This is a genomic window from Bibersteinia trehalosi USDA-ARS-USMARC-188, assembly GCF_000521725.1.
GTDB classification, from domain to species: domain Bacteria; phylum Pseudomonadota; class Gammaproteobacteria; order Enterobacterales; family Pasteurellaceae; genus Bibersteinia; species Bibersteinia trehalosi.
This window is the reverse complement of the sequence record NZ_CP006954.1, coordinates 1,682,660-1,705,868: the sequence shown is the minus strand read 5'-3', so window position 1 is coordinate 1,705,868 and position 23,209 is coordinate 1,682,660. Positions and strand designations below refer to the sequence as shown.

General features: G+C 40.8%; 25 protein-coding genes and 1 other annotated feature. Of the genes, 15 read left to right on the top strand and 10 right to left on the bottom strand.

Features of this window, described 5'->3' with window-relative positions:
* Window positions 1–195 precede the first annotated feature (195 nt).
* Window positions 196–1,560, top strand: coding sequence for a DASS family sodium-coupled anion symporter (locus F542_RS07770; RefSeq protein ID WP_015432047.1), 1,365 nt, complete (start codon window positions 196–198; stop codon window positions 1,558–1,560).
* Between the two features lie 67 nt (window positions 1,561–1,627).
* On the opposite strand, the gene F542_RS07765 is transcribed toward F542_RS07770, so the two are convergent.
* The 9 genes from F542_RS07765 to nfuA all read right to left on the bottom strand — a co-directional run bounded on the left by F542_RS07765 (window position 1,628) and on the right by nfuA (window position 11,877).
* Window positions 1,628–2,611 (bottom strand): peptide ABC transporter ATP-binding protein, encoded by a 984-nt coding sequence (locus tag F542_RS07765; RefSeq protein ID WP_015432048.1) that lies wholly within the window; start codon window positions 2,609–2,611, stop codon window positions 1,628–1,630.
* A gap of 130 nt (window positions 2,612–2,741) precedes the next feature.
* Window positions 2,742–3,194, bottom strand: a complete 453-nt coding sequence (locus F542_RS07760; RefSeq protein ID WP_025267246.1) for a GNAT family N-acetyltransferase — start codon at window positions 3,192–3,194, stop codon at window positions 2,742–2,744.
* A 9-nt stretch (window positions 3,195–3,203) separates the two neighbouring features.
* The gene (gene dppD, locus F542_RS07755) at window positions 3,204–4,178 is read right to left on the bottom strand and encodes a dipeptide ABC transporter ATP-binding protein (RefSeq protein ID WP_025267245.1); all 975 of its coding nucleotides are present in this window, start codon (window positions 4,176–4,178) and stop codon (window positions 3,204–3,206) included.
* Window positions 4,179–4,187: 9 nt separating this feature from the next.
* A complete protein-coding gene (locus tag F542_RS07750) occupies window positions 4,188–5,081 on the bottom strand; it encodes an ABC transporter permease subunit (RefSeq protein ID WP_025267244.1) in 894 nt (297 codons plus the stop codon).
* Between the two features lie 136 nt (window positions 5,082–5,217).
* Window positions 5,218–6,222, bottom strand: a complete 1,005-nt coding sequence (locus F542_RS07745; RefSeq protein WP_015432052.1) for an ABC transporter permease subunit — start codon at window positions 6,220–6,222, stop codon at window positions 5,218–5,220.
* A 171-nt stretch (window positions 6,223–6,393) separates the two neighbouring features.
* Window positions 6,394–8,001, bottom strand: coding sequence for an ABC transporter substrate-binding protein (locus F542_RS07740; protein WP_015432053.1), 1,608 nt, complete (start codon window positions 7,999–8,001; stop codon window positions 6,394–6,396).
* 266 nt (window positions 8,002–8,267) lie between these two features.
* Window positions 8,268–9,857, bottom strand: a complete 1,590-nt coding sequence (locus tag F542_RS07735) for an ABC transporter substrate-binding protein (protein WP_015432055.1) — start codon at window positions 9,855–9,857, stop codon at window positions 8,268–8,270.
* A gap of 33 nt (window positions 9,858–9,890) precedes the next feature.
* Window positions 9,891–10,029 (bottom strand) — a sequence feature (His leader region).
* Between the two features lie 103 nt (window positions 10,030–10,132).
* On the bottom strand, window positions 10,133–11,113 hold the full coding sequence (dusA, locus tag F542_RS07730) for a tRNA dihydrouridine(20/20a) synthase DusA (RefSeq protein WP_025267243.1): 981 nt from the start codon (window positions 11,111–11,113) through the stop codon (window positions 10,133–10,135).
* A 179-nt stretch (window positions 11,114–11,292) separates the two neighbouring features.
* A complete protein-coding gene (gene nfuA, locus F542_RS07725) occupies window positions 11,293–11,877 on the bottom strand; it encodes a Fe-S biogenesis protein NfuA (protein WP_015432057.1) in 585 nt (194 codons plus the stop codon).
* A 317-nt stretch (window positions 11,878–12,194) separates the two neighbouring features.
* Here nfuA and F542_RS07720 point away from each other — a divergent pair, with 317 nt between their 5' ends.
* The 14 genes from F542_RS07720 to mnmA all read left to right on the top strand — a co-directional run bounded on the left by F542_RS07720 (window position 12,195) and on the right by mnmA (window position 22,425).
* Entirely contained in the window at window positions 12,195–13,553 is a 1,359-nt protein-coding gene (locus tag F542_RS07720) for a Na(+)-translocating NADH-quinone reductase subunit A (protein WP_015432058.1), read from the top strand.
* A 2-nt stretch (window positions 13,554–13,555) separates the two neighbouring features.
* Entirely contained in the window at window positions 13,556–14,782 is a 1,227-nt protein-coding gene (locus F542_RS07715; RefSeq protein ID WP_015432059.1) for an NADH:ubiquinone reductase (Na(+)-transporting) subunit B, read from the top strand.
* On the top strand, window positions 14,775–15,548 hold the full coding sequence (locus F542_RS07710) for a Na(+)-translocating NADH-quinone reductase subunit C (protein ID WP_015432060.1): 774 nt from the start codon (window positions 14,775–14,777) through the stop codon (window positions 15,546–15,548). Before F542_RS07715 ends, F542_RS07710 begins: the two co-directional genes overlap by 8 nt.
* The gene (locus F542_RS07705; protein WP_015432061.1) at window positions 15,548–16,171 is read left to right on the top strand and encodes an NADH:ubiquinone reductase (Na(+)-transporting) subunit D; all 624 of its coding nucleotides are present in this window, start codon (window positions 15,548–15,550) and stop codon (window positions 16,169–16,171) included. The genes F542_RS07710 and F542_RS07705 overlap by 1 nt, the downstream gene beginning before the upstream one ends.
* Window positions 16,172–16,174: 3 nt before the next feature.
* The gene (gene nqrE, locus F542_RS07700; RefSeq protein WP_025267242.1) at window positions 16,175–16,771 is read left to right on the top strand and encodes an NADH:ubiquinone reductase (Na(+)-transporting) subunit E; all 597 of its coding nucleotides are present in this window, start codon (window positions 16,175–16,177) and stop codon (window positions 16,769–16,771) included.
* A gap of 12 nt (window positions 16,772–16,783) precedes the next feature.
* A complete protein-coding gene (gene nqrF, locus F542_RS07695; protein ID WP_015432063.1) occupies window positions 16,784–18,010 on the top strand; it encodes an NADH:ubiquinone reductase (Na(+)-transporting) subunit F in 1,227 nt (408 codons plus the stop codon).
* A 162-nt stretch (window positions 18,011–18,172) separates the two neighbouring features.
* Window positions 18,173–18,607 (top strand): HI0074 family nucleotidyltransferase substrate-binding subunit, encoded by a 435-nt coding sequence (locus F542_RS07690; protein ID WP_015432064.1) that lies wholly within the window; start codon window positions 18,173–18,175, stop codon window positions 18,605–18,607.
* Window positions 18,600–18,896 carry a nucleotidyltransferase family protein gene (locus tag F542_RS07685; protein ID WP_015432065.1) on the top strand — a complete coding sequence of 99 codons (297 nt, stop codon included), beginning with the start codon at window positions 18,600–18,602 and terminating at the stop codon, window positions 18,894–18,896. Before F542_RS07690 ends, F542_RS07685 begins: the two co-directional genes overlap by 8 nt.
* A gap of 33 nt (window positions 18,897–18,929) precedes the next feature.
* Window positions 18,930–19,958 carry an FAD:protein FMN transferase gene (locus F542_RS07680; RefSeq protein ID WP_015432066.1) on the top strand — a complete coding sequence of 343 codons (1,029 nt, stop codon included), beginning with the start codon at window positions 18,930–18,932 and terminating at the stop codon, window positions 19,956–19,958.
* Window positions 19,959–19,972: 14 nt separating this feature from the next.
* Entirely contained in the window at window positions 19,973–20,230 is a 258-nt protein-coding gene (nqrM, locus tag F542_RS07675; RefSeq protein WP_015432067.1) for a (Na+)-NQR maturation NqrM, read from the top strand.
* A 3-nt stretch (window positions 20,231–20,233) separates the two neighbouring features.
* A complete protein-coding gene (locus tag F542_RS07670) occupies window positions 20,234–20,434 on the top strand; it encodes a tautomerase family protein (protein ID WP_015432068.1) in 201 nt (66 codons plus the stop codon).
* Window positions 20,435–20,447: 13 nt separating this feature from the next.
* Window positions 20,448–20,861 (top strand): nucleotidyltransferase substrate binding protein, encoded by a 414-nt coding sequence (locus F542_RS07665; RefSeq protein WP_015432069.1) that lies wholly within the window; start codon window positions 20,448–20,450, stop codon window positions 20,859–20,861.
* Window positions 20,843–21,154 carry a nucleotidyltransferase domain-containing protein gene (locus tag F542_RS07660; RefSeq protein WP_015432070.1) on the top strand — a complete coding sequence of 104 codons (312 nt, stop codon included), beginning with the start codon at window positions 20,843–20,845 and terminating at the stop codon, window positions 21,152–21,154. The genes F542_RS07665 and F542_RS07660 overlap by 19 nt, the downstream gene beginning before the upstream one ends.
* Window positions 21,155–21,258: 104 nt before the next feature.
* Window positions 21,259–22,425: a tRNA 2-thiouridine(34) synthase MnmA gene (mnmA, locus tag F542_RS07655; protein WP_015432071.1), complete on the top strand. Its 1,167-nt coding sequence runs from the start codon at window positions 21,259–21,261 to the stop codon at window positions 22,423–22,425.
* Window positions 22,426–22,474: 49 nt separating this feature from the next.
* On the opposite strand, the gene F542_RS07650 is transcribed toward mnmA, so the two are convergent.
* Window positions 22,475–23,206, bottom strand: a complete 732-nt coding sequence (locus F542_RS07650) for an ABC transporter ATP-binding protein (protein WP_015432072.1) — start codon at window positions 23,204–23,206, stop codon at window positions 22,475–22,477.
* Window positions 23,207–23,209: the final 3 nt, after the last annotated feature.

Sequence of the window (23,209 nt, the reverse complement as noted above, 5' to 3'; positions counted from 1 at the left end):
TCGAGGGCGATCATCCATCTATTCTTCTATGATATGCCTAACGCTTTTGAGCAAGCGGTCAAAAAATCCCATTTTTTTACCAAATACTATTTGGCGATAAAGTCGCCACTGATAATCAAGAAATTTGATCCAGAATAATTCGGCAAATTTTGGGTTTTTTATAATAGCGATCCGTTAACTCTTATAATAATTCCTATGAAAACATTCTCTCGTAAGACGATGATTTTTTTCATCGATGTGATTCTCTTCTTTACACTACTCCATACACTTCCTTTTGAGCCCGAGCCGACTAAAGGCCTAGCATTGTTAGCATTTGTTGCCATCTTATGGCTCACAGAGACAGTACATGTCACGATAACCGCATTATGTGTGCCTGTGCTCACGATTGCATTAGGTATCATGCCTTCTAAACAAGCATTAACTGCTTTTGCCGATCCAACAATTTTTCTCTTTTTTGGCGGTTTTGCACTTGCAACGGCATTGCATATTCAACAATTGGATAAAATGATCGCCAATAGAATTATGTCGTTAGCCAAGGGAAAATTATTTACTGCCGTGATTTATCTCTTTTTAGTGACGGCATTTTTATCCATGTGGATGAGTAATACCGCCACAGCGGCAATGATGTTGCCATTGGCAATGGGTATTTTAAGTAATATGGATCGAGAAAAAGAGCATAATACTTATGTATTTGTATTGCTTGGGATTGCTTATAGTGCCAGTATTGGCGGTATGGGAACACTTGTGGGGAGCCCTCCAAATGCAATTGCTGCGAGCCAGCTAGGAATTGGTTTTGCAGAATGGATGATGTATGGCTTGCCTGTGATGACTCTGCTTCTACCTTTGATGATTGGCGTATTATATTTAACCTTTAAACCTAAATTTAATCGCGAATTTGAATATCATTTTGAAAAAATTAAGATGAATTCAGAGCGTTGGATCACCTTAATTATTTTCTTATTTGTTGCGCTCTGTTGGGTGGGAAGCAGCTTTATTAACCCTTGGCTTGCAAACCTGATTGGTTTGGGTCACAAGATTGAAAGTTTCGACAGTGTGATGGCGCTTATTGGGGCATTGTTACTTTGTATGAGTAAAGTTGTCAATTGGCAACAGATTCAGGATAACACAGAATGGGGCGTGCTCTTTTTATTCGGTGGTGGTTTAACGCTGAGTGCTGTATTGGGGCAAACAGGGGCGAGCAAAATTATGGCGGATGCTATTGTGAGCCTGATTGAAGGCAAACACTACGCTTTAATTTGCTTAATCATTGCTGCTTTTATCGTAGTTTTGACAGAATTTACTTCAAATACGGCGAGCGCAGCATTGCTAGTGCCAATTTTTATCTCAATTGCAAGTGTATTGGGTATGTCGCCATTTGGATTTGCCTTAATTATTGCATTGGGGGCAAGTTGTGCCTTTATGCTGCCAGTTGGTACTCCGCCGAATGCTATTGTTTTTGGGACGGGGATGGTTAAGCAGAAAGATATGCTACGTTCCTACAAATTAGATTTACTTTGCATTGTAATGATTGCCACTATAGGATACCTCTTCTGGCTATAGCAAGCGGTTAAAATCGCCTAATTTTTTGCAAAAAGAAAGGGAACATCAATGGTTCCCTTTTCTTCTCTTAATGTTCTTCTACCACAAAACAGGCAATTTGTGTGCCGTCTTGATAAGTTTTCAGTTCTGGTCGTTCCACTTTGCATTTTTCCGTTGCAAAATGACAACGAGCGTGAAAAGCACAACCTTGTGGTGGGTTAAGTGGGCTTGGTAGCTCACCTGTAAGTTTAATTCGCTCTCTACGTTGGCTCGGATCTAAACGTGGCGTTGCGGAAAGCAGCGCTTGGGTATAAGGATGGCGTGGATTACCAAAAATCGTTTTGGTATCGCCTTTTTCCACACAGCGTCCTAAGTACATCACCATCACTTCATCGGCAATATGTTCTACCACTGAAAGATCGTGGGAAATAAACACATAAGATAGCCCCATCTCTTCTTGTAGATCCATCATCAAATTCAGCACCTGTGCGCGCACGGAAACGTCTAGAGCGGACACAGGCTCATCTGCCACTACAATATCAGGGTGCAACATTAAACCACGCGCAATGGCAATCCGTTGGCGTTGTCCGCCAGAAAACATATGCGGATAGCGATCGTAAAATTCAGGTTTTAGCCCCACTTTTGCCATCATTTCTAGCACTTGTTCTTTCCGCTCTTTTGCCGAGAGGTTGGTGTTAATCAACAATGGTTCTTCTAAAATCGTACCGACTTTTTTGCGTGGATTCAGTGATGCGTACGGATTTTGAAACACGATTTGGATTTTTTTACGGCGAAGTTGCACCGTTTCTTTATCATTTTCCAAAAAGTTTTGTCCGTTATAAAAAAGTTCGCCTTCGGTAGGGGGTTCAATCATTGTGAGCATTCGCCCAAGCGTAGATTTACCACAGCCTGACTCGCCAACCACCGCAAGGGTTTTGCCTCGTTCCAGCGTAAACGACACGCCATCAACCGCTTTTACTTGCTTTGGCTTAGCAAACAGCCCTTGTTTGACAGGGTAGTATTTTTTAAGATTCTCTGCTTTAAGCAGTGGGGATTGATTATTTTCGTTCATTCTTTTCTCTTTTCGGAATAACGTAGAGCATAGTTATATGCTCTAAATGTAGGGGCGTGATGTTCACGCCCATGGGCGTACGCAGTACGCCCCTACAACAAGCGGTTAAATTTTTGAAATTTTTTGCAAATTATTTCACTTGCCACTCATAATTGAGCCATTCGTTATTTTCTTTCGCACCTAAGCGTTCATAAAAGCGAATGCCATTTTTATTCCACGGCGCGACAGTCCATTTGATCGTTTGGCAATTATTTTGACGAGCAATTTCTTGCAATGCAGTCATCAATTTTTCACCGATTTTTTGATTACGATAATTTTCCACCACAAACAGCTCTTTCATATAGATTGCTGGGCGATTTTGTGCAGTGTAAGGTAGAAAATAGTAAACCAAAATACCGCCAATCATGCCGTGATCATTTGCTACCAAGCAATAAAAATCTGGGGGATTTTTATCAAACCCACAGCTTTTCACAATTTCAGGCGTGATCGCAAAGCTATCAATATAATGCTCAAATTCAGCAAGTTGCTTCATTAAATCAAATACTTGCGGAATATCTTGCTGCTGAATTAGACGAATTTCCATTCTATTTCCTCACGGAGCGCTGAATTCATTCAACGGAAAATGACATTTCACTTGTCTACCGTTGATGATTTGCATTTCTGGCTCAATGCTTCGGCATTTATCGGTTGCATAAGGGCAACGAGGATTGAGCAAACAGCCTTGTGGGCGGTCATATTTACCCGGCACAACGCCTGAAAGCGATTGCAAGCGAGATTTCCCTTCGGCAAATTCGGGCAAGGCTTTTAATAATGCTTCGGTGTAAGGGTGGAGCGGTGCGTTGAAAATCTGTTCCGCTTTACCTTCTTCTACGACCTGTCCTGCATACATCACAATAATGCGGTGTGCCGATTCTGCGACCAACGCTAAATCGTGGGTAATCAGAATTAACGCCATATTTTCTTTGCGTTGTAATTCTAGCAATAAATCAATAATTTGCGCTTGAATCGTTACGTCCAATGCGGTGGTAGGTTCGTCTGCAATTAATAATTTTGGATTGCAAGCAATCGCCATCGCAATCATCACCCGTTGGCTCATACCGCCTGAAAGTTGATGGGGATACACCTCAAGTCGTGAAACAGGATCAGGGATCCCCACCATCGTTAAAAGCTCAATGGCACGTTCTTTTCGCCATTTTTTACTGCCACCTTGATGCACTTTTAAGGCTTCCATAATTTGGAAACCAACCGTATAGCTTGGGTTGAGGCTGGTCATCGCATCTTGGAAAATCATTGAAACATCTGCCCCAACGATTTCTCGTTTTTCTTTTGGGCTAAGTTTTAGCAGATCGTGGCCGTCAAAATTCAGAGCATTGGCCGAGACTCGCCCTGGATAATCAATCAAGCCCATAATCGCAAGGGAACTGACCGATTTGCCCGAGCCGGATTCCCCCACAATCCCTAACACTTCACCTTCATTTACCGTATAGCTAATGCGATCTACCGCTTTGAATGGGGCTTTTTCTTCCCCGAAATGGACGGAGAGTTCGTTTACTTCTAATAATGCCATTTTGCTCTCCTACTGTTTTAATTTTGGATCAAGGGCATCACGCAAGCCATCGCCCATTAAGTTAAACGCTAATACCAACGATAAAATTGCTAAGCCTGGAATGGTAACAAGCCAGTTTGCTGCCTGCATAAAACCACGAGATTCGGCCAGCATTGTGCCAAGTTCAGGCGTTGGTGGTTGTGCGCCAATACCTAAGAAACCGAGTGCAGCAAGTTCTAAAATCGCATTAGAAATCCCCATTGTCATTTGCACGATCAGCGGTGCAAGACAGTTTGGCAAAATCACAATAAACATCAAACGCCATACACCTGCCCCTGCCACACGAGAAGCGGTCACATAATCTCGGTTTTTCTCGCTCATCACCGCCGCACGGGTTAAACGCACATAGCTTGGAATAGATACCACCGCTATCGCAATCGCTGCATTTATCAAAGACGGCCCTAAAATTGTGACTACACCAATGGTTAAAAGTAGGCTCGGAATCGCCAGCATAATATCCACAAAACGCATAATGATAATGTCTAATGTACCGCCGTAGTAGCCAGCCAATAAACCAAGCACTACGCCCAATACGCACGACATCACCACAATAATCAAGCCGATAAAGACCGATAATCTTGCGCCATAAATAATCCGAGAGAGAATATCCCGCCCAATATCGTCCGTACCAAGCAGGTGAGCCGCCTGTCCACCTTCAAACCAAGCAGGAGGCAAAAGCAGAGCGGAACGATTTTGTGCAATAGGATCAAAAGGAGCAATAAAATCGGCAAATACCGCCACAAAAAAGACCACCGCAATAAAGCTAAGCCCAATGACTGCGCCTTTATTCTGTTTGAAATAGTACCAAAATTCTTGTAATGGGGTTTTCGGGGCGGGAGGATTTGCCACCGTTATTTGAGACATTATGAAACTCCAACTAAAAATAATTTTGCAAAAAATTGCGGAAATTTAACCGCTTAATCGGGCGTATGCAATACGCCCCTACAAATGTTTAATTAAGATCTTGATAGTAGGGGCGTACTGCGTACGCCCATTTATATTACGAATGACGGATACGAGGATTCACAATCCCGTACAATAAATCCACCGTTAAATTCACAAGGATAATGATCGTGGCAATAATCAACACTGAGCCTTGTAACACAGGGTAGTCACGGCTGTTGATGGCATCAATAATCCATTTGCCGATGCCCGGCCAAGAGAAGATGTTCTCGGTTAATACCGCTCCAGAAAGCAGTTGTCCAACAATCAAGCCAACAACCGTTACCACTGGAATTAACGCATTACGCAAAGCGTGCACAATCACAATACGAGTGGTATTTAATCCTTTGGCTTTTGCGGTGCGAATATAGTCTTCGCCTAGCACTTCTAGCATTGATGAGCGAGTCATACGAGTAATCACAGCAAGTGGTATTGTGCCTAGCACAATAGAAGGTAAGATCAGTGATTTGATTGCAGCCAGAAATGCTCCTGGCTCATTTGAGCGCCAAGTATCTATCAGCATAAAACCGGTTTCGGCTTCAATCCAATACTGTGATGGTAAACGTCCAGAGGCTGGCAAACCGAGTGGCGTGGAAAAATAGAGAATTAAAATTAACCCCCACCAGAAAATCGGCATGGAATAACCCGTTAGAGAAAGCGTACTCACGGTATGTGAAATCCAGCTATCTTTTTTCACTGCCGCAATTACGCCAAGCGTAATACCAAAGATCAACGACCAAAGCAAAGCAAAAAATGCCAATTCAACCGTTGCGGGAAAAAGGGTAAAAAACTCTTTTAATACAGGTTCATTATTACGGAATGAATTGCCTAAATCCCCTTGCAGTACACCGCCAATGTAGCTGATGTATTGCTCAAAAAGTGGACGATTTAAGCCTAGCTGCTCCATCATTTGTTGATGAATTTCAGGCGAAAGCCCACGTTCACCCATTCGGATCTCAATTGGATCGCCAGGAATCAAATGCACAAGCGCAAAGGTAATCAAAGTAATGGCGATAAAGGTTGGAATCACCATTAAAATACGTTTAAGAATAAATTGAAACATTCAAAATCTCTTTGTTAGATATTTTAATAAACATAGGGGCGTACTACCTGTGCCCTAAATCTAGGTGGGCGTACACAGTACGCCCCTACATTCATTGATATTACAAGCGGTTAATTTTTGCAAAAACATTGCAAATTTCAACCGCTTGTAAAGGCATATTTTATATGCCAATTATTTCTCTACTAAATCTACATTGTAGAAGTTATGCAAGCCAAACGGACTCATCACATAGCCTTGTACTTCTTTGCGCACAGGGAAATAGACGGTTGAGTGTGCAATGGTAATCCAAGGTGCTTGTTCTTTAAAGATGGCTTGCGCCTGTTTGTAAAGTTCAACACGTTTAGCGTGATCACTTTCTTGTGCTGCATTCACCACCACATCTTCAAATGGTTTGTGGCAGAAATTTGCATAGTTTGAACCGGAAGTGACAGCCGCACAGCTTAATAGAGTGTTTAAGAAGTTGTCTGGATCACCATTGTCGCCGGTCCAGCCGATCATAGAAGTTGCTGCTTCACCTGCGCGCAAGCGTTTTAGGTATTCGCCCCACTCGTAGCTGACGATTTTAGCATTTATACCGACAGCTTTCCAATCGGCTTGAATAAGTTCAGCCATACGACGTGCATTTGGATTATATGGCCGTGAAACCGGCATAGCCCAAAGCTCGGTCTCAAATCCCTTTTCAAAACCAGCTTCTTTCAATAATGCTTTAGCTTTTTCTGGGTTATATTCATAATCTTGCACATCATCGTTATAGCTCCACATTGTTGGTGGAATTGGATTTTTTGCCACTTGTCCTGCACCTTGATACACCGCATCAACAATCGCTTGTTTATTCACCGCGTGATTTAACGCTTGGCGAACTTTTTGGTTATCTAGTGGCTTGATTTTGTTATTCAGAGCTAAATAACCCACATTCATTCCTGCCTGAGTCATTAAATTGATGTTATCGTCTTTTTTCAGATTTTCAATATCAGCTGGGTTTGGATACGGCATTGCATGGCATTCGCCTTTTTGCAATTTTGCTAAGCGAACAGAAGCATCTGGGGTAATGGCAAATACTAAGCGGTCAAGTTTTGCTTTACCTTGCCAATAATTCTCAAAGGCTTTGAAACGGATAGTTGCATCTTTTTGGTAATCAACAAATTGGAATGGGCCTGTGCCGATGGGCTGGGTATCAATTTTCTCCGGTGTGCCAGCTTTTAGCATTTTCTCAGCATACTCAGCAGAGAAAATAGCGGCAAAATCCATGCCTAAATTGGCTAAGAAAGGGGCGTTTGGCACCTTCAAGGTAAATTTCACCGTGTAATCATCCACTTTTTCGACTTTATCAATAATATTTTGCATGTCCATGCCAATAAAGTATTCATAATTTCCTCCAGATACTTTATGGAATGGGTGGTTTTCATCAAATTGACGATTAAATGAGAATACAACATCATCGGCATTAAATTCACGACTTGGTTTGAATGCTTTATTTTCGTGAAATTTTACTCCTTTGCGTAAATGAAACGTGTAGATTTTGCCATCTTCACTAATCTCCCAACTTTCAGCAAGGGATGGTACTACATCGGTAGTACCTTCTTTAAAGTCAGTGAGTTTGTTGTAAATTGTAAGGCCATTACTATCTAAACTCGCCCCATCTGTCACGAGCACTGGGCTCATTGCGGAAGGCGAGGCTTCTAAACAGTAAACGAAGGTTTTGGGAGCTGCGAGAGCGGCACCGGCGACGGTCATAGCTAATGTTATAAGAGAGAGTTTAGCGAAGTTTTTCTTTTTCATGTTTCACTCCAGATAATGTTGTGTTGTTAAAAAATTGTTTCATGATTTGGATAAAACGGAATATATCGAATATACAAATTTTTTTATGGATTGCAATCAGTTTTTCTTATGCAAGCGGTTGGGTTTTAGAAAAAATTTACAGAATGTGTGGATATATCACCCAAATGGCTTAAATTTAGATGCCTTATTTGCAACATTAACATGTGCTAAAAAGTCGTTATAGAGTATAAAAACAAGCTCAGTTTCCTGAGCTTGTAGATATGAGATTAAGGCAAATCAACCGTATAAAAGTTGTGAGCTAAAAACGGACTTAAGACATACCCCTTCACTTCTTTACGCATTGGAAAATAGACCGTTGAGTGGGCAATTGGTAACCAAGCAGCTTGTTCTTTTACGATATTTTGCGCTTTTTTGTATAATTCTGACCGCTTGTTTTGCTCGCTGATTGTTGCAGCTTCAGTCACTAATTGATCGTACTCGGGATTACAGAACCCAGCGTAGTTTGAGCCTTGTTCGACGGCATTACAGCTTAATAACGTATTTAAGAAATTATCAGGATCGCCATTATCGCCTGTCCAGCCCATCATGCCTGCTGTGTGTTCGCCTGCTGCCATTCGTTTAAGATATTCGCCCCATTCATAGCTGACAATTTTGGCTTCTACACCAATTTTACGCCAATCTTCTTGTACCATCTCTGCCATACGACGTGCATTTGGGTTATATGGTCGCGCGACTGGCATTGCCCAGATTTCGGTTTTAAAGCCATTCTCAAGCCCAGCTTCTTTTAATAGGGTTTTCGCTTTTTCAGGGTTGTAATCATAATCTTCTACCTCATTGTTATAACCCCAAATGGTTGCTGGCATTGGGTTTTTCGCTTTAATGCCAGAGCCCTGATAGACTGAAGTTAAAATTTCATCTTTATTTACCGCATAATTTAGCGCTTGGCGTACTTTTTGATTATCAAAGGGCGCTTTGCGTAAGTTAAATGTGATATAGCCAATATTTAAGCCTGATTGTTCAAGCAATTGTATGTTTGGATTGTTTTTCAATGCCTCAAGATCTGCTGGATTTGGGTATGGCATTGCTTGACATTCGTTTTTCTCTAGTTTTGCTAAACGTACGCTGGCATCTGGTGTAATAGAGAAAACTAGACGATCTAGTTTTGCTCTACCTTGCCAATAATTGTCGAAGGCAGTGAAGCGTACAGTCGCATCTTTTTGATAGGAGTGGAATTGGAAAGCTCCAGTGCCAATCGGGGCGGTATCTAGTTTTTCTGGGGTACCGGCAGCAAGCATTTTGTCGGCATATTCGGCGGAGAACATAGCCATAAAATCCATGGCAAGATTAGCTAAGAAGGGAGCATTGGGCTTTTTTAACTGAATTTTAAGCGTGTAATCATCAACTTTTTCTAGGTTATCAATGATATTTTGCATATCCATACCTAAGAAGAATTCATAATTTCCCCCAGAAACTTGGTTATATGGGTTATTTGTATCTCGTTGGCGATTAATTGAAAAAATAACATCATCTGCGTTGAAATTACGGCTTGGGGTAAAGTTTTTATTGCTGTGAAATTGGACATTTTGGCGTAGAAAGAAAGTGTAAGTTTTACCATCATCACTAATTTCCCAACGCTCGGCAAGTGAAGGTATGAGATTAGTGCTACCTTGCTCAAAATCAACGAGGCGATTATACACGGCTTGCCCAACATCTAAACTTGCCCCGTCTGTGACTAGCTGCGGATTTAAGCCGGCAGGCGAAGCTTCGAGGCAGTAAGTGAATGTTTTATTTTCAGCAAATACATTGGCTGAAATTGAAAGGGCAAGTAAAGTAGTGAATTTGCTTAGCTTTGTCATTGTTATATCCTTAAATGTATTAAATGCAGAAATTAAAAAACCCTTTCGAAAGTTACCTTCCGAAAGGGTTGAAATTGGTTATTTTGGTGCGTTAAGCCATTTCATTTCGGAAGTTATCTTCCGAACACGCAACAAATGCCCGAAAGATTAATCGGTCAAATGATGGTGGTGATGGTTTTTAACGCTGTAGTTCATAATTTACTCCAAAATCGCATGCATCTAAATCTACGCTTTTAATCGAAAAATTGCAAATATTTTTTCATTTTATTTAGCGGTTAGCGAATATCTGTTGGAATAAATGCTAACGCTTGTTCAATAATTTCAATGCCAGCACCTTGTTTACACGCATTTTCACTGAGATGCCTGCGCCACTGTCTCGCCCCTTTACAATTTTGGAAACTGCCTAGCATATGGCGAACAATGTGGTTGAGGTAAACTCCTTTGCTTAATTGTTGCTCAACATAAGGCAGCATTTTTTCAACGGCTTGGTGCGGAGTGATGATTTTGGCATTTGGGTCAAAAAGAGCCTGATCGATTTGCCCCAATAAACTTGGGTTTTGATATGCCTCACGCCCAACCATAACCCCATCAACAAATTGCAAATGATGTTTGATTTCATCAATTGTTTTTATTCCGCCGTTAATGCTGATTTTAAGACGAGGAAAATCTCGTTTGAGCTGATAAACCCGTTCATAATCTAGTGGTGGAATTTCACGGTTCTCCTTTGGGCTTAAACCTGAAAGCCACGCTTTGCGAGCGTGAACAATAAAATCTTCGCAATATGGTTGGATTTTTTCAATAAAATCGCATAGAAATTCATAGCTATCTAGTTCGTCAATACCGATACGATGCTTGACGGTAACGGGAATGCTAACCGCATTTTTCATTGCCTCCACACATTCAGCCACCAAATCTGCTTTACCCATTAAACAAGCACCAAACATTCCATTTTGCACACGATCCGATGGGCAGCCGACATTTAAGTTAATCTCTGAGTACCCTCGTTCTTCAACTCGTTTGGCACATTCGGCTAATTGTTTCGGATCACTGCCACCTAATTGCAGTGCAACGGGGTTTTCTGATGGATCATAAGCAAGTAGATCATATTTGGCGTGCAAGATTGCTGGGGCAGTAATCATTTCAGTATAAAGCAGGGAATGTTGGCTAAATTGGCGATGAAAATAACGGCAGTGGCGGGTTGTCCAGTCTAACATTGGGGCAACGGAAAAACGACCACGGTAGAAACTAGTTTGCATTGGCTGTTCCATTTGAATATTCAAGCGGTTGAATTTTAATAAAAATTTGCAAAAACTTGAGGGAAAATGACCGCTTGTGATAATAATTTCGTGTAGGGGCGAACCGATGTGTTCGCCCGTTATGTCGATGAAATGATTTGGGCAGACACACTGATCCGCTCCTACAAAAATTCAACCTGTTAGTAATAAGAATGCTCACCACGTTGGTGTTCGGTTACATCTTTCACGCCATTTAATTCATCAGGGAATTGAGCGAGAAGTTGTTTTTCAATACCATCTTTCAAGGTGACATCAACCATCGAGCAGCCATTACAGCCACCACCGAATTGTAATACCGCAATTTTATCTTCGGTGACTTCAATCAAGGTAATGCGACCGCCATGGCTGGCAAGCTGCGGGTTGATTTGGGTTTGAATCACATAATCTAAACGCTCAATAAATGGTGCATCGTCTGCGACTTTACGCATTTTGGCATTGGGCGCTTTTAACGTGAGCTGTGAACCCATTGGATCGGTCACGTAATCGATTTCGGCATCGTCTAAAAATGGCAGGCTAATATCATCAATAAAAGCAGAGAACGTGTTGAATTTGATTTCAGTATCCGTTGTTTCTACTGCATTTGCAGGGCAGTAAGAAACCCCACATTCAGCATTAGGTGTCCCTGGATTGACCACGAAAATACGAATATTCGTGCCTTCTTCTTGTTGATCAAGTAAACGACGGAAGTGTACTTGTGCTGCATCTGAAATTGTAATGTTGGTCATAATCTATCCTGATTAAATCTAAAAATTGCCAGCTATTTTAGCGCCATCTCTGATTTTTGACTAGGGTCAAATTTTCCAAGGCTGTAGGTTAAAAAAATGTTTCTAAAGTAGAAATTTAAGATGATTTTAGCTAAAATAGCGCACTATTTTGTTCGCTGTATGCGAAGTAACCGATTTGAGAACTTAATGCGGTCTTATTGATAAGTGGGGGAATTCTACGTTTATCAAATTTGATTGCGGCTCAATAGCAGCGGTTGTGATTAGGAGTTTCCTAAACAACCATTTTTTTTAACCCAACCAAAAGTAGTGCAAACAATATGATTACAATTAAACAAGGCTTGGATCTTCCGATTAACGGAAAACCTGAGCAAGTAATCCGTAATGGCAATGCTGTTACTGAAGTTGCTGTGCTTGGCGAAGAATTTGTGGGTATGCGTCCTTCTATGAAGGTTCGCGAAGGCGATATTGTGAAAAAAGGTCAGGTGCTTTTTGAAGACAAAAAGAATCCTGGTGTGGTTTTCACCGCGCCTGCCAGCGGTACTGTTGTTGCGATTAATCGTGGCGAAAAACGTGTTCTTCAGTCAGTCGTTATTCGTGTTGAGGGTGATGAGCAAATTACCTTTAACTGCTATGAAGAAGCACAATTGGCTTCTTTAACTGCAGACCAAGTAAAACAAAATCTTGTGGAATCAGGTCTTTGGACTGCATTCCGTACTCGTCCATTTAGCAAAGTGCCAGCATTAGATGCTGAACCGTCTTCTATTTTCGTGAATGCAATGGATACAAATCCATTGAGTGCGGATCCAGAAGTGATCATTGCTGAAAATAATCAAGCATTTTTCAATGGTTTAACGGTATTAAGTCGTTTATTTGATGGCAGCAAAACCGTACATTTATGTGGCGCAGCTGATTCTAATATCTTAAATGCGGCACAGAGTAAGCAAATTGCAAATGTGCAAACTAACCGCTTTAAAGGTCCACACCCAGCGGGTCTTGCTGGTACGCACATTCATTTTATTGATCCTGTTAGTATCACAAAACAAGTGTGGTATTTGAACTATCAAGATGTGATTGCGATTGGTCAATTATTTACGACTGGTGAATTAAATGTTGAACGTGTCATTTCGCTTGCAGGCCCACAGGTGAAAAATCCTCGTTTGATCCGTACCCGTTTAGGTGCAAACCTTTCTCAATTAACCGCAAATGAGTTAAATGAAGGTGAAAATCGTGTGATTTCAGGTTCTGTATTAAGCGGTGCGAAAGCAAGTGGTCCACACGATTATTTAGGTCGTTATGCGTTGCAGGTTTCTGTATTGCTTGAAGGGCGTGAAAAAGTGTTATTCGGTATGATTGCACCTTACGGTGATAAATACTCAATTACTCGTACAACGCTTGGACACTTTGCGAAGAAATTATTTAACTTTACCACAGCTGTTCACGGTGGACACCGTGCAATGGTACCAACAGGTGCATATGAGCGTGTAATGCCATTAGATATTATCCCAACATTATTGTTGCGTGATTTAGAAGCTGGCGATACTGATTCAGCTCAAGCATTAGGCTGTTTAGAGTTAGATGAAGAAGATTTAGCGTTATGTACCTTTGTGTGCTCAGGTAAAAATAACTGGGGGCCATTGTTACGCCAAGCGTTAGAGAAAATCGAGAAGGAAGGTTAAAAATGGGTTTGAAACATTTATTAGAAAAAATGGAACCTGCGTTTTTGCCGGGCGGTAAATATGAGAAATGGTATATCTTGTATGAAGCCGTTGCGACTGTGCTTTTCGTTCAAGGTACAGTAACGCAAAAAGATGCCCACGTACGTGATGCGATTGACTCTAAACGTATGATGTTATTCGTATGGTTCGCATTATTCCCTGCAATGTTCTACGGTATGTATAACGTAGGTCATCAAGCAATTCTTGCCGCAACCCAAATGGGGACATTAGCAGATTTAGTGGCAAATAACTGGCACTATGGTTTTGCTGATAGCTTAGGCTCTGTGGCTAATGCAGGTTGGGGTAGCAAAATGTTGCTAGGTGCAACTTACTTCCTACCGCTTTACTTAACCGTTTTCTTAGTAGGTGGTTTCTGGGAAGTATTATTTGCAATGGTGCGTAAACACGAAATCAATGAAGGTTTCTTTGTTACCTCTATTCTTTTAGCACTTATCGTGCCGCCAACATTACCACTATGGCAAGCAGCCCTTGCAACTACTTTCGGTGTGGTGGTTGCAAAAGAAGTCTTTGGTGGCGTGGGTAGAAACTTTATGAACCCAGCGTTAGCAGGTCGTGCTTTCCTCTTCTTTGCTTACCCTGCTCAAATCTCAGGCGATACCGTATGGGTAGCTGCTGATGGTTTCTCAGGTGCAACTGCACTTTCTCAATGGGCAGCAGGTGGCGAAGCAGGTTTAAAACACGTTGCAACGGGTGCAGATATTACTTGGATGGACGCATTCTTAGGTAACATTCCAGGTTCTATCGGTGAAACATCTACCTTAATGCTTATGATCGGTGCAGCAATTATTGTTTTTGCACGTATTGCATCTTGGCGAATTATTGCTGGTGTAATGATTGGTATGGCAGCAACTGCAACTTTATTCAATCTCATTGGCTCTGACACTAATCCTATGTTCTCAATGCCTTGGCATTGGCACTTAGTATTAGGTGGCTTTGCACTGGGTATGTTCTTTATGGCAACAGACCCTGTATCTGCGGCATTTACTAACAAAGGTAAATGGTGGTATGGCGCATTAATCGGTGCAATGGCTGTGATTATCCGTGTAGCAAACCCAGCATACCCTGAAGGTATGATGTTAGCGATCTTATTTGCTAACTTGTTTGCGCCAATCTTTGACTACCTAGTGGTTCAAGCTAACATCAAACGTCGGAGAATTCGCAATGTCTAAATTCAATAAAGATAGTGTTGGCGGTACTATTACTGTCGTTGTGTTATTGAGTTTAATCTGTTCTTTAATCGTAGCTGGTGCAGCAGTGCTGCTTAAACCTACTCAAGAAGAGCAGAAAGTGCTTGATAAACAGAAAAATATTTTAAGCGTTGCTGGTTTATTAAAATCGGATAAAGCAAGCGATATCAAAGAGACTTATGCAAAAAACATTGAAGCTAAAATTGTTGATTTAGCAACTGGCGACTATGTAGAAGGCGTAACCAATTTTGACGCAAAAGCAGCGGCAAAAGATCCTGCACAAAGCGTTTCGATTGCGCCAGCCGACGATAAAGCGGGCTTACGTGCTCGTGCGAAATATGCAGAAGTATATTTGGTTAAAAATGCACAAGGTGAAGTAAACCAAATCGTACTGCCAATGTACGGTACAGGTTTATGGTCTGTGATGTATGGTTTTGTTTCAGTTGAACCAGATGGTAATACCATTAAAGGTATCACTTTCTATGATCACGGTGAAACTCCGGGTCTTGGTGGTGAAATTGAAAACCCACGTTGGCAAGCTAACTTCGTTGGTAAAAAATTACAAAACGAGCAAGGCGAGTCAGCAATCACAATTGGCAAAGGTGCTTCTGCCGATAAAGATCACGGTATTGATGGCTTATCAGGTGCAACACTGACTTCAAACGGTGTGGACGGTACTTTCAAATACTGGTTCGGCAAAAACGCTTTTGGTCCATATTTAACCAAATTGAAAGCAGGAGCTAACTAATGGCAGGCTCAAATTTGAAAAAATTATTGTTATCACCAATTGTGGATAACAACCCAATCGCACTACAGATCTTAGGTATCTGTTCTGCACTTGCGGTAACGACCAAATTAGAAACAGCCTTTGTAATGGCAATCGCAGTAACTTTCGTGGTGTCATTATCAAACTTGTTCATTTCTTTGATTCGTAATTATGTGCCAAACAGCATTCGTATTATCGTGCAAATGGCAATTATCGCATCATTGGTAATTTTGGTTGACCAAATTTTACGTGCGTATGCTTACGGCTTATCTAAACAGTTATCGGTATTCGTTGGCTTAATTATTACCAACTGTATCGTAATGGGTCGTGCAGAAGCATTTGCGATGAAATCAGGCCCGATGGAAAGCTTTGTGGACGGTATCGGTAACGGTTTAGGTTATGGTGCAATGTTAATCGTTGTAGCGTTCTTCCGTGAGCTGATCGGTTCAGGTAAACTTTTCGGTATGACCGTATTCCAAACTGTACAAGATGGCGGTTGGTATCAAGCAAACGGCTTGTTCCTACTTGCTCCAAGTGCGTTCTTTATTATCGGTTTCGTAATCTGGGCAATCAGAACTTGGAAACCAGAACAGGTGGAGAAATAATCAATGGAACACTATATTAGTCTCTTTGTAAAATCCATCTTCATTGAGAATATGGCACTTTCTTTCTTCCTTGGTATGTGTACATTCCTTGCGGTATCTAAGAAAGTTTCAACCTCATTCGGTTTAGGGATTGCGGTAATTGTGGTACTTGGTATTGCTGTGCCTGCGAACCAACTTGTGTACTCGTATGTATTAAAACCAAATGCACTTGTTGAAGGAGTGGATCTTTCATTCCTTAACTTCATTACTTTTATCGGTGTAATTGCAGCGTTAGTTCAAATTCTAGAAATGATTTTGGACAAATTCTTCCCAGCGCTTTACAGTGCATTAGGTATCTTCTTACCACTTATCACCGTAAACTGTGCGATTTTTGGTGGTGTATCGTTTATGGTACAACGTGAATATAACTTCGCAGAGTCTGTGGTATATGGTATCGGTGCCGGCACAGGTTGGATGTTAGCGATTGTTGCCCTTGCTGGCTTAACAGAGAAAATGAAATACTCTGATATTCCAGCAGGCTTACGTGGTTTAGGTATCACCTTTATCACTGTAGGCTTAATGGCATTAGGCTTTATGTCGTTCTCAGGTATTCAATTATAAGGAGCGTATCGAATGAGTGATTTTATTTTCGGTATTGTGGTATTTACCGCCCTTGTATTGTTACTTGCGGTAATTATCCTATTTGCTAAATCAAAATTAGTGGATTCTGGCGACATCACGATCTCTATCAATGATGATCCAGAAAAAGCAATTACTCTGCCCGCGGGTGGCAAATTACTTGGTGCCTTAGCAAGTCAAGGGATTTTCGTATCTAGTGCTTGTGGTGGCGGTGGCTCTTGTGGTCAGTGTGTAGTGAAAGTGAAAAGCGGTGGTGGTGAGATTTTACCAACCGAGCTTTCACACATTACCAAACGTGAAGCAAAAGAAGGCTATCGTTTAGCGTGTCAGGTAAACGTAAAATCTTCAATGGATATTGAATTGCCAGAAGAGATCTTTGGTGTAAAAAAATGGGAATGTACCGTTATCTCTAACGATAACAAAGCAACCTTCATCAAAGAGCTTAAACTTCAAATTCCTGAAGGCGAAGAAGTCCCATTCCGTGCAGGTGGCTATATTCAAATTGAAGCCGATCCACACGTGGTAAACTATAAAGACTTTGATATTCCTGAAGAATACCACGAAGACTGGAACAAATTTGATTTATGGCGTTATGTGTCAAAAGTGGACGAGCATATCGTGCGTGCTTACTCAATGGCTTCATACCCAGAAGAGAAAGGCATTATTATGCTAAACGTGCGTATCGCAACGCCACCACCACGTCAGCCTGATGCGCCTCCGGGTCAAATGTCTTCTTACATTTGGTCATTAAAACCGGGTGATAAAGTAACAATTTCTGGTCCGTTCGGTGAATTCTTTGCGAAAGATACCGATGCAGAAATGGTCTTTATCGGTGGTGGTGCAGGTATGGCTCCAATGCGTTCACACATTTTTGACCAATTAAAACGTCTCAAATCAAAACGCAAAATGACTTTCTGGTACGGTGCTCGTTCTGAACGTGAAATGTTCTACGTTGAAGACTTCAATATGCTTCAAGCAGAGAATGATAATTTCAAATGGTATGTTGCACTTTCAGATCCATTACCGGGTGATAATGAAGACTACTACCGTGGCTTTATTCACAATGTGCTTTATGAAAACTATCTGAAAAATCACGAAGCACCTGAAGATTGTGAATACTATATGTGTGGTCCACCAGTGATGAACGCAGCGGTAATTGGTATGCTGAAAAGCTTAGGTGTTGAAGACGAAAACATCTTATTAGATGACTTCGGTGGTTGATAAACCTTAACTTCAAATAAAAACAAGCGGTGAGTTTTGTAAAATTCTTTGCAAAACCCACCGCTTGATTTAGTTTATATTCTTAAATCTCTTTGGGGGATTTAGTAATATGAATTGTAGGGGCGAATGTCATTCGCCTAAAACAAATTGTTAAAGTCAGATATGGAAAAACTCAATATTACCGCATTACAAGATGCATTTACTTCGTTAGAAAAAACGATCTCAAAATTAGAAAATCAAGAATGGTTTAATCAACAAGAAGAGATTGTGCAAGATACGCTGATTGCAGGGAGTATCCAAAAGTTTGAATTTGTATATGAGCTTTCGATCAAAATGTTAAAGCGTCAGCTTAAAACCATAGAGTCAAATGATAGTGATATTGATAGTAGCGATTTTCGGGATATTCTAAGAATGTCGGCACAGGCAGGTTTGATTGAATCCCCTGAAAGTTGGTTTGATTATCGTAAAATGCGAAACATTACCTCACATACTTACGATCAAAATAAAGCCCTGCAAGTTTATAATGGGATCGCTGCTTTTTTGGAAAGCACCCGATTTTTAGTCACACAGCTTCAAAAACGCAATGCCAATGATTGATTTAACCGAATTACAAATTCAGCAAGTACGAGATATTCTAACCAAGCAGTTGCCCAACACAACGGTTTGGGTATTCGGTTCTCGTGTTAAAGGCACAGCGAAAACCTATTCTGATTTAGATTTAGCCTTAATGACTGAACAGCCACTTAGCATTCGTCAGCAAACTGAATTAGAACTTGCTTTTACCGACTCAGATTTACCTTTTACGGTTGATTTAGTGGATTGGGCAAGTTGCAGTGAAGCATTCAAACAGATCATTTTGCAACGTTATGAAGTGCTTATTCCATAAATATGTTACAATTTTCCGCAAATTTTTAACTGAATGAAAGCTATGAAAAAATTTCTCTTTTTTGCATTTTTTTCCCTATTTCTTACCGCTTGTGATAAAGCCCCTGAACAAATTACCTTAACGGGTAAAACAATGGGCACAACGTATAGCATAAAATATATTGATGATGGCAAAGTGGCAAGTTTGCCTAAATCAAGTGATGTGCAAGCAGAATTAGATCGTTTGCTAAAAACGGTGAATGATGAAATGTCCACCTATCAAAAAGATTCGCAAATTTCACAATTTAACCAAATGAAAGAGGCGAATAAACCTTTTGTGATTAGCCAAGACTTTGCCACAGTAGTTCAGGAAGCAATCCGCTTAAACACCATTACTGAGCAAGCTTTAGATGTTACAGTCGGACCTTTAGTTAATTTATGGGGATTCGGACCTGATAAGCGTTTAAATAAAGTGCCAAGTGCTGAGCAGATTGCGGAAAAATCTCGGTCAGTTGGGATTGATAAATTGCTGCTCGAAAATAATCAATTAACTAAAAAAGAGGCTGATCTTTATTTAGATCTCTCTTCGATAGCTAAAGGTTTTGGTGTAGATAAACTTGCGGAACAGCTTGAACAACTCGGGGTAGAAAACTATTTGGTGGAAATTGGTGGTGAGCTGCGTGGTAAAGGTAAAAATTTACAAGGTCAGGCTTGGCGAATTGCGATCGAGCAACCTGCCTTAGCACAGGGAGTGGCAACACAAATTATCGTGCCATTAGATAATTTAGCGATGGCAACCTCGGGTGATTATCGCAACTATTTTGAAGATGAACAGGGCAACCGTTTTTCACATATTATTGATCCAAAACAGCTTCGCCCGATTAACCATAATCTTGCATCTATTACAGTTTTTGCTCCAACGACAATGACTGCTGATGGATTATCAACCGGTTTATTTGTGCTTGGTGCAGACAAAGCTTTAGAAATCGCGGAAAAAGAGAATCTAGCTATTTTTATGATTATCAAAAATGGTCAGCATTTTGAAACAAAAGCGTCAAAAGCATTTGAGAAGTTAATTCACTAATTTAGGAGAATAAAATGGAAACGATTTTACTGACTTTCGGTTTTTTTGTGGCAATCATTTTTATGATGTCGATTGGATTTATTATCAGCAAAAAAACGATTAAAGGGAGCTGCGGTGGTATTACTGCATTAGGTATGAAAAAAATGTGCGATTGCGAAGAAGCATGCGATAACTTACAAGCCAAAGTTGCCGCTGGTGATGAAGCGGCAATTGCCGAATATAACGAAAAATTTGGCAAAAAAGCAGAACCACAGTTTTATGAAGTGAAGTAAGTTATGCCTTACGTCAATATTAAAGTTACAGGTGGAACAGAAGCCCCAACTGCTAAACAAAAAGCCGAGCTTATTGCAGGTGTTACGGATTTGTTGCAGCGTATTTTAAATAAAAATCCTGAAACAACCGTTGTTGTGATTGATGAAATTCCAATGGATAATTGGGGGATTGGCGGTAAAACGGTAACGGAAAGGCGTAAATAATCAAGGACAACCAATGACAGATATTCGCTGGAAACAACGATTTGATAACTATCAAAAAGCAGTAGGCTATTTAAAAAGTGAAAGCGAAAAATATGCTGATACTGATGTTGATGTAATCAAAAAGGGGATAATTCAGAGCTTTGAAATCACCCACGAACTTGCGTGGAAGTTAATGCAAGATATTTTGAAATGGGAAGGCGAAACCGAAATTTTAGGCTCTAAATCCGCTTCTCGTTTGGCATTTAATCGAGGCCTTATTACTCACGGTGAAGTTTGGCAAGAAATGATAAAAAGCCGCAACTTAACCGTGCATACTTATGATGTAGCGGTATTAACCAACGAATTTAATAAAATTATTCACGATTACTTGCCACTTTTCATTGCTTTTGAACAACGAATAAATGCGTTATGTCAGACTTTGGACTAAGCGAACGAGCGACGAAAACTATTACCGACATTCTGGCAAAATATCCCGAAGTTGAGCAAGCCATTATCTATGGTTCAAGGGCAAAAGGGAATTATCGAGAAGGTTCGGATATTGATTTAACCTTTAAAGGTGAAAAGCTCACTTACGATATTATTAAACGAATTTGGGGTGATTTAGATGATTCCGACTCGCCTTATTTATTCGATCTTTCTATTTATCATCAACTCAGCAATCCGAATTTTATTGAGCATATCGATAGAGTCGGAAAAATTTTCTATCAGCGAATAAGCTGATAACGTTGCAAGCGGTCAATTTTGCAAAAAATCTTGCAAATTCAACCGCTTGTTATTTTTAACAAACCAAGTGCTTCGCCTTAACCGAAGTTACGGGAGAAATTATGTCAAATCAATTAACTTCAAATACTTACGAACAACACTTTCCTAAACTTTCCCCTGAACAACTTGCCGAAAATGCTAAGAAAAAAGTGATTTGCGGTATGTCTGGTGGGGTGGATTCATCAGTTTCTGCTTTTATTCTGCAACAACAAGGCTATATCGTTGAAGGCTTGTTTATGAAAAACTGGGAAGAAGACGATGATACCGACTACTGTACCGCTGCAGCCGATCTCGCCGATGCACAAGCGGTTTGCGATAAATTAGGAATCAAACTGCACAAAATTAACTTTGCGGCGGAATACTGGGATAACGTGTTTGAGCATTTTCTTGCAGAATATAAAGCAGGACGTACACCAAATCCTGATATTTTGTGTAACAAAGAGATTAAATTTAAAGCGTTTTTAGAATATGCCGCAGAAGATTTAGGGGCTGATTTTATCGCAACAGGGCATTATGTCCGCCGCCCTGCTTTATCTGAAACACCAAAATTATTGCGCGGCTTGGACAGCAATAAAGATCAAAGCTATTTCCTTTACACTCTCAGCGAGCAACAAGTAGGGCAAAGCCTGTTCCCAGTGGGCGATATTGAAAAGCCGATTGTGCGTGCGATTGCCGAAGATCTCGGCTTGGCAACGGCGAAGAAAAAAGATTCCACAGGGATCTGCTTTATCGGTGAACGCAAATTTAAAGACTTCTTAGCGCGCTATTTGCCTGCACAGGCTGGTGAGATTAAAACTGTGGATGGACAAGTGATTGGTCGCCATGAGGGGCTGATGTATCACACCCTTGGACAACGCAAAGGCTTAGGCATTGGTGGGGTAAAAGGTGCAAAAGAAAATGCGTGGTATGTGGTGGAAAAAGATCTAATCAATAATGTTTTGATTGTGGCACAAGGGCAAGATAATTCTGCATTGCTCTCCAAAGGCTTAATCGCCAGCCAGCTCCATTGGGTTGATCGTCAGCCAATCCGAGAAAATCTGCGTTGCACAGTGAAAACCCGTTATCGTCAAGCGGACATTGATTGCGTAATTGAGCCGATTGACGATGAAACCATCCGCGTGATTTTCGATGAGCCCCAAATTGCTGTTACCCCAGGACAATCTGCGGTATTCTACCAAGGCGAAATTTGCTTAGGTGGAGGAGTGATCGAAGAGCAAATCAAACCATAATCTTTATGAATAAAGCAACTTTTCCTTGAGTTTTAACGGCAAAGTTGCTTTATAATTTTTCAATTCGCCCAATTTCCTTTCTTTCAAGATCAATTTCAGCTTTCACGCCAAATGCTTTTGCAAGATTTTCTGCATTTAACACCGCTTGTGTTTGACCAAAAGCAAGTAAGTTTCCCTCTTTTAAGAGAATAATTTCATCACAAAAACGATAGGCGAGCGGTAGATGGTGGATAACGACAACACAAGTTTGCACTGGTGTTAGAGATTTTAATTGCTGCATTATATCGATTTGGTAATAGGGATCGAGTGGTGCGATTGGCTCATCAGCAAGCAAAATAGGGGCTTGCTTTATGCAGCAGCGAGCCAATTGAACTCTAATCTGTTCTCCGCCAGAAAGCTGCTGATAGTTTTTATCTAATAGTGAGGTAATATGAAATTTTTCTGCAACTTGCTGAATTCTTAAACGTTCTTGCGAGGAAGAAAGAGGACATGGCAAGCCCAATGCAATCACATCGAATACCGAAAGTTGCCACGCAAGATTGAGTTTTTGAGCAAGATAAGCAATTTTTTGGCTACGTTGCTGCGGGGAAAGTGCCGTCATTTTGCAATTTTCTAGCCAAATTTCACCGCTTGTAAGGGGTAAAATACCTGCGATAGCCTTAAGCAAGGTAGACTTACCCGCACCATTTGCGCCCATAATGCCGATTAATTTACCTTGTGGAATACGGCAGGTTATCTGATTTAAGCCATAGGGTAGAGTAATATTATCAATGTGAATCATCAT

Excerpts from the sequence above, each read along its gene's own strand:
- F542_RS07705 (WP_015432061.1), top strand. The coding sequence starts at position 15,548 with ATGGCAGGCTCAAATTTGAAAAAATTATTGTTATCACCAATTGTGGAT.
- F542_RS07720 (WP_015432058.1), top strand. The coding sequence starts at position 12,195 with ATGATTACAATTAAACAAGGCTTGGATCTTCCGATTAACGGAAAACCT.
- nqrE (WP_025267242.1), top strand. The coding sequence starts at position 16,175 with ATGGAACACTATATTAGTCTCTTTGTAAAATCCATCTTCATTGAGAAT.
- F542_RS07745 (WP_015432052.1), bottom strand. The coding sequence starts at position 6,222 with ATGTTTCAATTTATTCTTAAACGTATTTTAATGGTGATTCCAACCTTT.
- F542_RS07765 (WP_015432048.1), bottom strand. The coding sequence starts at position 2,611 with ATGAACGAAAATAATCAATCCCCACTGCTTAAAGCAGAGAATCTTAAA.
- F542_RS07760 (WP_025267246.1), bottom strand. The coding sequence starts at position 3,194 with ATGGAAATTCGTCTAATTCAGCAGCAAGATATTCCGCAAGTATTTGAT.
- F542_RS07690 (WP_015432064.1), top strand. The coding sequence starts at position 18,173 with ATGGAAAAACTCAATATTACCGCATTACAAGATGCATTTACTTCGTTA.
- nqrF (WP_015432063.1), top strand. The coding sequence starts at position 16,784 with ATGAGTGATTTTATTTTCGGTATTGTGGTATTTACCGCCCTTGTATTG.
- F542_RS07670 (WP_015432068.1), top strand. The coding sequence starts at position 20,234 with ATGCCTTACGTCAATATTAAAGTTACAGGTGGAACAGAAGCCCCAACT.
- F542_RS07735 (WP_015432055.1), bottom strand. The coding sequence starts at position 9,857 with ATGACAAAGCTAAGCAAATTCACTACTTTACTTGCCCTTTCAATTTCA.
- dusA (WP_025267243.1), bottom strand. The coding sequence starts at position 11,113 with ATGCAAACTAGTTTCTACCGTGGTCGTTTTTCCGTTGCCCCAATGTTA.
- F542_RS07715 (WP_015432059.1), top strand. The coding sequence starts at position 13,556 with ATGGGTTTGAAACATTTATTAGAAAAAATGGAACCTGCGTTTTTGCCG.
- F542_RS07650 (WP_015432072.1), bottom strand. The coding sequence starts at position 23,206 with ATGATTCACATTGATAATATTACTCTACCCTATGGCTTAAATCAGATA.
- F542_RS07750 (WP_025267244.1), bottom strand. The coding sequence starts at position 5,081 with ATGTCTCAAATAACGGTGGCAAATCCTCCCGCCCCGAAAACCCCATTA.
- nfuA (WP_015432057.1), bottom strand. The coding sequence starts at position 11,877 with ATGACCAACATTACAATTTCAGATGCAGCACAAGTACACTTCCGTCGT.
- mnmA (WP_015432071.1), top strand. The coding sequence starts at position 21,259 with ATGTCAAATCAATTAACTTCAAATACTTACGAACAACACTTTCCTAAA.
- F542_RS07680 (WP_015432066.1), top strand. The coding sequence starts at position 18,930 with ATGAAAGCTATGAAAAAATTTCTCTTTTTTGCATTTTTTTCCCTATTT.
- F542_RS07685 (WP_015432065.1), top strand. The coding sequence starts at position 18,600 with ATGATTGATTTAACCGAATTACAAATTCAGCAAGTACGAGATATTCTA.
- F542_RS07665 (WP_015432069.1), top strand. The coding sequence starts at position 20,448 with ATGACAGATATTCGCTGGAAACAACGATTTGATAACTATCAAAAAGCA.
- F542_RS07710 (WP_015432060.1), top strand. The coding sequence starts at position 14,775 with ATGTCTAAATTCAATAAAGATAGTGTTGGCGGTACTATTACTGTCGTT.
- F542_RS07740 (WP_015432053.1), bottom strand. The coding sequence starts at position 8,001 with ATGAAAAAGAAAAACTTCGCTAAACTCTCTCTTATAACATTAGCTATG.
- F542_RS07770 (WP_015432047.1), top strand. The coding sequence starts at position 196 with ATGAAAACATTCTCTCGTAAGACGATGATTTTTTTCATCGATGTGATT.
- nqrM (WP_015432067.1), top strand. The coding sequence starts at position 19,973 with ATGGAAACGATTTTACTGACTTTCGGTTTTTTTGTGGCAATCATTTTT.
- F542_RS07660 (WP_015432070.1), top strand. The coding sequence starts at position 20,843 with ATGTCAGACTTTGGACTAAGCGAACGAGCGACGAAAACTATTACCGAC.
- dppD (WP_025267245.1), bottom strand. The coding sequence starts at position 4,178 with ATGGCATTATTAGAAGTAAACGAACTCTCCGTCCATTTCGGGGAAGAA.